At 41.9% G+C, this 7,277-nt stretch carries 9 protein-coding genes and 1 pseudogene; 9 read left to right on the top strand and 1 reads right to left on the bottom strand.

Translation table 11 applies throughout. The features are described from left to right. From IJJ71_RS12560 to IJJ71_RS12520, 9 genes are all read left to right on the top strand, one after another. A partial coding sequence (locus IJJ71_RS12560) for an MmcQ/YjbR family DNA-binding protein (protein ID WP_296847487.1) occupies positions 1-294 on the top strand: 294 nt, incomplete at its 5' end. Positions 295-387: 93 nt separating this feature from the next. Beyond that, positions 388-903, top strand: a complete 516-nt coding sequence (locus IJJ71_RS12555; protein WP_296847485.1) for a TlpA family protein disulfide reductase — start codon at positions 388-390, stop codon at positions 901-903. Further along, positions 900-1,052: a CD1871A family CXXC motif-containing protein gene (locus tag IJJ71_RS12550; protein WP_296847484.1), complete on the top strand. Its 153-nt coding sequence runs from the start codon at positions 900-902 to the stop codon at positions 1,050-1,052. Before IJJ71_RS12555 ends, IJJ71_RS12550 begins: the two co-directional genes overlap by 4 nt. A 9-nt stretch (positions 1,053-1,061) precedes the next feature. Beyond that, the gene (locus IJJ71_RS12545; RefSeq protein WP_296847481.1) at positions 1,062-1,943 is read left to right on the top strand and encodes a 4Fe-4S binding protein; all 882 of its coding nucleotides are present in this window, start codon (positions 1,062-1,064) and stop codon (positions 1,941-1,943) included. 98 nt (positions 1,944-2,041) lie between these two features. After that, on the top strand, positions 2,042-2,347 hold the full coding sequence (locus tag IJJ71_RS12540; protein WP_296847480.1) for a hypothetical protein: 306 nt from the start codon (positions 2,042-2,044) through the stop codon (positions 2,345-2,347). A 138-nt stretch (positions 2,348-2,485) separates the two neighbouring features. Then, positions 2,486-3,628, top strand: a complete 1,143-nt coding sequence (locus IJJ71_RS12535; RefSeq protein ID WP_296847479.1) for a CobW family GTP-binding protein — start codon at positions 2,486-2,488, stop codon at positions 3,626-3,628. Between the two features lie 16 nt (positions 3,629-3,644). Continuing rightward, positions 3,645-5,267 (top strand): metal ABC transporter solute-binding protein, Zn/Mn family, encoded by a 1,623-nt coding sequence (locus tag IJJ71_RS12530; protein ID WP_296847478.1) that lies wholly within the window; start codon positions 3,645-3,647, stop codon positions 5,265-5,267. Positions 5,268-5,460: 193 nt separating this feature from the next. Beyond that, complete coding sequence (locus IJJ71_RS12525; protein ID WP_296847476.1) at positions 5,461-5,691, top strand: hypothetical protein; 231 nt, start codon at positions 5,461-5,463, stop codon at positions 5,689-5,691. A 19-nt stretch (positions 5,692-5,710) separates the two neighbouring features. Continuing rightward, the gene (locus tag IJJ71_RS12520; protein WP_296847474.1) at positions 5,711-6,790 is read left to right on the top strand and encodes a hypothetical protein; all 1,080 of its coding nucleotides are present in this window, start codon (positions 5,711-5,713) and stop codon (positions 6,788-6,790) included. A gap of 151 nt (positions 6,791-6,941) precedes the next feature. On the opposite strand, the pseudogene IJJ71_RS12515 reads toward IJJ71_RS12520, so the two are convergent. After that, positions 6,942-7,277: pseudogene (locus IJJ71_RS12515) on the bottom strand (phenylalanine--tRNA ligase subunit beta); the annotation flags it as partial.

Below are 7,277 nucleotides of genomic sequence, written 5' to 3'. Positions count from 1 at the left end.
GGCCGCTATGATGACGCTGCCGTATTCCGCTGCCCGAATCAAAAATGGTTCGCGCTTATCATGAATATAACCTACAAAAATTTGGGTTTTGAAAATGATGAAAATGTATTTGTCGTGAACTTGAAGGCTGACAAAGAGCACATAAATGAAATCATCGACAAAAAATCAATTTTTCCTGCCTATCACATGAACAAAAAATACTGGATAACGGTTCTTCTGACCAGTGTGACGGATTTCGACAGGCTCTGCTCTCTTACAAAACGGAGTTTTGAACTGGTAAACGGAAAAAAGTAACAAAGTCACAGAAGAAACTGAAACCTCTGTGATAAAATTGAATTATATTTACAGGTCATTTCGAATATGCGCAGTGACCGAAAGGAGATCAACATGAAAAGATTTTTGATTGCAATCGCACTTCTTGCGCTTTCGTCGCTTACATTCGCACAAAAAGCAGGCGAGAAAATCACATTCACGGCCACTGACTTGAAGGGCGCGCCTGTCACAAGCGATATTTTTGCTAAAAACAAAGTGACAATGCTGAACATCTGGGGTACATTCTGCGGCCCATGTATCCGTGAAATGCCAGATCTTGCAAAACTAAACGAGGCGAACAAAAGCAATGGCGTTGAGGTTGTCGGAATTGTGATTGATATTCTTGATCGCAAGGGAAATGTCGATCCCCGCGTAAAATCAAGCGGCGAGGCAATAATCGCTCAGACCGGTGCGAATTACACTCACATAATTCCGTCAAAAGAAATGTTCAGCGGAGTTCTCCGGGGCGTTCAGGCTGTTCCGACGACAATTTTCGTTGACTCAAACGGCAAGCAAATTGGCGAAGCTTATCTTGGCTCTCGAAGTCAAAAAGACTGGCAGAAAATCATCGACGAGATTTTAAAGAAATGAAACTGACCGACAAACACCGGAAAATCATCGCAATACTTTCTCTTTGTGCTGGAATCGCATTCGTGATTGCGGGCATTTTCCGTGGTGAAGCCGAGACTGTCTTTAACAAAGCCACCCGAATCTGTATGGAGTGCATCGGAATCGGGTAAAATTATTTTATGGCAGCCAAATCTAAACTAAAAAAACACAGTCGAATCCGTCTCATAATTCAGGCTTGTTTTGCCGCGCTTTCAAACGGTTACATCAAAGGCTTTGCGAACGGCCAGATTTTTGAAGGCAGCTCCAAATTCATCTGCGTTCCAGGAATGAACTGCTATTCATGCCCTGGTGCGCTTGGTGCTTGTCCGATTGGCTCATTGCAGGCAACGCTTAATGCCCGCGAGTACAAAATCTCAATGTACGTTGTGGGGCTTCTTGTTATTTTCGGAACGTTGCTCGGAAGGTTCGTGTGCGGTTTTCTCTGTCCGTTCGGGCTGATTCAGGATTTGCTTTTTAAGATTCCATTTGTCAAAAAAATCCGCAGTCTGCCCGGTGAAAAAGGTTTGCGTCATCTCAGGTTCCTTTTCCTCGGCGTTTTTGTGATTCTGCTTCCGATGTTCGTGATTGACATCACAGGCCTTGGCGAACCGTGGTTCTGCAAGTGGATTTGCCCGGTGGGAACGCTTGAAGGCGGGATTCCTCTAGTTCTTCTTAACAATGCTATGCGGGGAGCCGCTGGATTTATCTTCCGCTGGAAGCTTGCTATCCTTTTGGTCACGATTCTTTCTTCTATTATAATATACCGCCCTTTTTGCCGTTACATTTGCCCGCTCGGAGCGATTTATGGAATTTTCAACAAAATTTCTTTCTATCGATTTAAAATCGACTCCGAAAAATGCACGAAATGCGGAGCCTGTCAGAAAATCTGCAAGCTCGATATTCCTGTTTGGGAAAATCCCAACAGCATGGACTGCATCCGCTGCGGAGACTGCAAGGCCGCTTGTCCCCATGGGGCGATAAAAATTTCCGACATCAAAAAGGAAATGATTAAAAAATATTGATTTGAGACTCATTCTCATATTGACATTTTTGTTAGTTTGGTGTAATTTGACACTCGTTCTCAAATTGGTGCCTTCACCAATTTTTGGGCGGAGTTTTAATGAGACATTTTTACAAGGGACAGAAAGAAAAGGTTTCGCTTTTGCTTGCGGTAATGCTTGCAGCGTCACTTTGTCTTTCTGTCTTTTTTGTTTCTCATCACATTGAGCACAATCATGAGGATGAAGATTGTCAGGTTTGCGCCATTTTGCAAATCGCCAAGGCAAATTTCCAGAACCTCAATCTGGGTGTTTCTCTCTCCGTTCAGGTTCAGAACTTCTCTTTAATTCCATTCTCTTTTGTACTGGTTCTTTCTTTCATAGTTTTTGCAACTCCTGTAACAGAAAAAATCAAACTCAACAATTGAATTCCTTTTTTACAATAATATTCGCGCCCGCCGTGTAGCAGTGGCGAAGCCAGTCGAAAGCTAAAGCTTTCGACCGAGGGCTACTGAGCTGCGGAAGGGCGTAGGAAGTAAAATTGCGCTAAAAAAAAGGAATGAAGTATGAATAAAACTCAGAAAAAGCCTGTCGTGCTGATTACGGGCTATCTTGGTTCGGGCAAAACTACGCTCTTGAACAATCTTTTGAAACAGGAAACCCGCCGTGTGGCTTTGATTGTAAATGATATGGGTTCAATCAATGTTGATGCCGAAATCCTCAAAAAAGAGGGGGCAAATGTTGCTGAGTGCCCCATGTACGAGCTTCAGAACGGATGTATCTGCTGCACTCTTCGTGATGAATTCATACAGCAGCTTGAAAAGATTTCTGAAATTGATTCGGTTGAGGTTGTTTTTGTTGAGGCTTCGGGAATCAGTGATCCTGGTGCTGTTTCAGCAAGTTTTTTGGCTTATGAAGACGAAAATCCCGACACAAATGTTTATCTGACTTCGGTTGTCACTGTCGTTGACGCTGACCGAATTTATCGGGAATTTTTGTCTGACCTTATCAAGCGTAAGGAAAATGACCAGGTTGACGAGAACAATCTTTCAAATCAGGAAATTTCTACGCTGATTGTCGATCAGATTGAATTCTGTAATTTTATCATCCTGAACAAATGTGACTTGCTCAATGAGACTCAGCTTGCCGAAGTTCATTCGATTGTCTGTCAGTTCCAGCCGCGTGCGCCGATTTTCCACAGCGTAAACGGTTCTATTGAACTTTCAAAAATCGTAACTAGTGAGCCTTTTGACTTTGAGCAGATTGACTCGTCTTCGGCTATCCAGAAGGCAATCAACTCGCTTGAAGGCACAAAGGGATGCACCGATGAGTACGGAATCACTTCTTTTGTTTATGAGGAAAGACGACCTTTTAATCGCGAAAAATTCTTGAATTTCGTGAATGAAAATTATCCGAAGTCGTTGATTCGTGCGAAGGGATATATCTGGTTCAGCGATGCCGACCAGGATGTGCAGCTTTTCGAGCAGGCCGGGCGAAATTCTTCGGTGATGGAAGTTTCTTACTGGGTGGATGCGCTTGTTGACGAGCAGAAGAATGAAATTCTGGCAAATAACCCGGACATGAAAGAAAACTGGGATTCAGAATTCGGAGACAGAGAGAATCAGATTGTATTTATCGGAAAAGGCTACGATCAGGCGGAAATCAAGTCTGCGCTGGAAAAATGCTTGGACGAAAAGGCAATCGCTTAAATGTGGAGGTGAAAAAATGAAAAAAAATAAATTTTTTGCAATTGCGGGCATTTTGCTTGCACTTGGATGTGGTTCAGTTTTTGCAAAAAAAGCTGATTCCAGCGCGAAAAAACTTAAAGTCGTAACAACGATTTTCCCGGAATACGACTGGGCAAGAGAGGTCATCGGAGAGAATGCCGGCAATGTGGAGCTTACGCTTCTTTTGAATAACGGCGTTGACCTGCACAGCTATTCGCCGAGCGTAAAGGACATCGCGAAGATTTCTGAGGCGGACATTTTTGTTTATGTCGGTGGCGAGAGCGATGAATGGGTCGATGAGGTTTTGAAAAATGCCAAAAACCCGAGCATGAAGGTTATCAATCTTGTTGAGGTTTTGGGTGATAAGGTTAAGGCCGAGGAAGTCGTTGAGGGAATGGAGCATGAGCACCACCACGAACATGGTCACGACGAGCACGGACATGAACATCACCATGATGCGCATGCTCATGGAAAAGAAGTTAAAACTTTTGACGATCATGATGTAAAAGACCGAAGCCTTTCTGACTGGGCTGGCGAATGGCAGTCTCCATATCCATTTGTTCTTGACGGAAGTCTTGATGAAGCCTGGGAAGAAAAAGCTGAGGACGGAAAAAAGACAGCTGCAGAATACAAAGAGTATTACAAAACTGGCTATAAAACTGACATTGCTTCTGTATCAATCAAAGGTGACAAAATCACATATAAATATGACAACGGAAAGACTGTCAGCGCAAAATACAAATATGTGGGCTACTTTATCCAGCTTTGGTCTGGCGGAACAAAAGGTGCAATGTATCGTTTTGAGCGAATTGATAAGAAATCTGCCGCTCCGAAATTTATCGAAATTAATGACCATATGATTGAGTCAGCTCCGGCCGCACACTTCCATTTGAGAATGAGCAACACTAGCTTTGACGCAATCGAGGATCCTGAGAAATATTGGCCAACTTTCTTCCCTGCTTCAATGACTGCACATGAAATCGGTGAGCATCTTTCTGGCCATGGTCATCATCATGAGGATGCTCATGAACATCACCATGATGACGATGATGAACATGACGAGCATCATCACCACGAAGAAGAGGAAAAAGATGAGCATGTCTGGCTTTCTTTGAGATTTGCAAAAACTTTGTGTGGTGCAATTGCCGATGCTCTCTGCGAAAAAGATGCAGCTAATGCCGCTGTATACCAGAAAAATCTTGCTTCTTATACAGCAAAACTTGATGCCTTGGATGCAAAATATGTTGCCGCTGTAAAAGCTGGAAACAAAAACGTTCTTCTTTTTGGAGACCGTTTCCCATTCCGCTACATGACAGAAGATTACGGCTTGAAATATTATGCTGCATTCACTGGTTGTTCTGCAGAAAGCGAAGCCAGCTTCAACACAATCGTATTCCTTTCTGAAAAAGTTAATGAACTTAACTTGCAGAGAGTTTGCAAAATTGAAAGCGGAAACGGCAAAATCGCCAAGACTGTAATTTCAAACAGCAAAAACAGAAAAGCTAAAGTAGTGACATTCGATTCTCTCCAGTCAACAACTAAAAGACAGATCAAGAAGGGTGCAACTTACCTGAAAGTTATGGAAAGCAACCTTGATGTTCTCAAAGAAGCTTTGAACTAAAAAGAAAATCCAATTGATTTAAAAAGTTAAGGGGCTGTCCGGCTGGGCAGTCCTTTTTTTTCGCCTTGCGGCGCACTAATGCTATAGCATTAGTGTAGTTGACCAGACTACACTAATCCGATTTTTATCGCTTCGCTCAAAAATCGGATTAGTAAAAGTTCTTGCAACAAAGATAAAAACGAGGAGAAAATCTATGAAAAAACTTGCTGTTTTGTTTTTGTCCGTTTTTTCTGCATCTGTTTTGTTTGCAAACGACAAAAATACTGTCACCAGTTCCCATAGTAAACGCGAAAAAATTGTTACACCGCGTACTGAAGTCTTAGAGCAATATACAGAAAAGCTCGATGCGGGCAGCTACATTGCAATTCCATTTGCTGTTCATACAAACAAATACCAAGTTTGTAGATATTCATGCCTCAAGTGATGGAAACAGCGTAAAGTATGTGGCTACAAATCGAGAATGTCTTAACGAATACAAACAAGGCAAAGAACTGCGCGGATATTACATCGATACTGGCAAAAGTTTTACCCTTAGACTCGCAACTCCTGATGAAAATGGTGAATATAGTGGAAAAAATTACTTACAAGCGGGAACTTATTATCTAGTAGTGGTTGACGAAACTGGCGGACTTTTTTCTCATAAGCAAAGCAATATCTCGTACACGATTACACGCGAATATGACGATATTTCATGGGGTGATGTAAAAGCTGACCCGTTGGAATCAGAAATCTGCGAGCTTTCTGATTCGATTTATTCACGATATATTACTGATTTTGCTTCATCTGGTGATTTCAAAAGCCTGCATGATGCGGTCTTCCCAGCTAATATGCTTGGACACGAGAAAATGGACAGTTTCACTATTTCTACGGGCAAAACTGATTATACTGTAAAAGTAAAACCGTATGCAGGGGCCGGAAATACTGTCAATCTTGTGTTTTATCAGCAGGATAAAAAAGGAGTTTTGCAGGAAGTTCAATCTGTAGAAGTTAACGCGATTGACCAGCGTTTTGCTATTCTTGATTTTGATTGTGATGGAATCCCAGAAATCATTTCAAGTAATGACGGGCCTCACTTTGATTTTGTAAAATGGAATGCTAAGGCAAAAAAATTTGAGCGTACTTCATATTTCAAGGATTATGAAGGTGCTAATCCTATGTTCTCAGAGGAAAAAAAGCTTGTTGTTACATGCGACGGGGATGCAATGATTGGTGGCGGTTCTGGTTATACAGATAGAGTTGTTATAGATTTAATCTCGTTTTATCGTATTGAAAAAGGTACGCTGAAAAAGCTCTATGATTTTAAAAGAACAAAAGATACCTACGAATACGAAGATTCTTTTTCGGGTGTTGATTCTGAAAATTACGGTGAGAGTGGTGTTAAATTCGTTTTCAACGATGGGAAAAAAACAAAAATCGAAATTTTTGTTCCTGAAAATTTGAGCAATTTGCAAACGTCAGAAAAACAGACGATTTTGAAACAACTCAAAGATTTGCAAACTGCAATCCAAAAGATTCAGAAATAAAAAGAAAGGGCTGTCCGATTGGGCAGCCCTTTAAACAAAAAATCCCCACATGGATGTGGGGTAAAAGCCGAGAGAAAAAATTCTGTTTGCCGATAGGTGAACAGAATTTTCTCGTATGAATCCAAAAATCCACGGATGGATTTTTGGTTCACTACATCAATTCTTCAATATCAATCTCTCCGGCGACACATGGAACTGCGATCTGCCAGTTTTCGAGAACCTGCGGGTGGATTTCACCGAAGATTCCGACCTGCTTGCCTTTGACGATGATTGCTGCCTGACGGCCTGGGATAAAGCGCGGGTCGTTTGCTTCTTTGACCTCATATTTGTGATCGAGGAAGTAAAGGATAGAGGCGACCTCAGAAGCCAAGTCGTTGAAGTTTGCGTTATTTGCTGCAGTCATGAATCCGAGTGACTGGATTGTTTTTGTTCCAGTGTTTTCGCTATCGTCCAGGAATGCAACTTTACCAATCTCAAAAATCTTGTG

Source organism: Treponema sp. (genome assembly GCF_017430385.1).
Classification (GTDB): Bacteria; Spirochaetota; Spirochaetia; order Treponematales; family Treponemataceae; genus Treponema_D.
The sequence above is the reverse complement of the archived record's forward strand: the minus strand, read 5'-3'. Positions and strand labels throughout refer to the sequence as shown.

What these genes read in the sequence shown, in the direction of transcription:
- IJJ71_RS12555 (WP_296847485.1), top strand. Translation starts at nt 388, where the DNA reads ATGAAAAGATTTTTGATTGCAATCGCACTTCTTGCGCTTTCGTCGCTT.
- IJJ71_RS12550 (WP_296847484.1), top strand. Translation starts at nt 900, where the DNA reads ATGAAACTGACCGACAAACACCGGAAAATCATCGCAATACTTTCTCTT.
- IJJ71_RS12545 (WP_296847481.1), top strand. Translation starts at nt 1,062, where the DNA reads ATGGCAGCCAAATCTAAACTAAAAAAACACAGTCGAATCCGTCTCATA.
- IJJ71_RS12540 (WP_296847480.1), top strand. Translation starts at nt 2,042, where the DNA reads ATGAGACATTTTTACAAGGGACAGAAAGAAAAGGTTTCGCTTTTGCTT.
- IJJ71_RS12535 (WP_296847479.1), top strand. Translation starts at nt 2,486, where the DNA reads ATGAATAAAACTCAGAAAAAGCCTGTCGTGCTGATTACGGGCTATCTT.
- IJJ71_RS12530 (WP_296847478.1), top strand. Translation starts at nt 3,645, where the DNA reads ATGAAAAAAAATAAATTTTTTGCAATTGCGGGCATTTTGCTTGCACTT.
- IJJ71_RS12525 (WP_296847476.1), top strand. Translation starts at nt 5,461, where the DNA reads ATGAAAAAACTTGCTGTTTTGTTTTTGTCCGTTTTTTCTGCATCTGTT.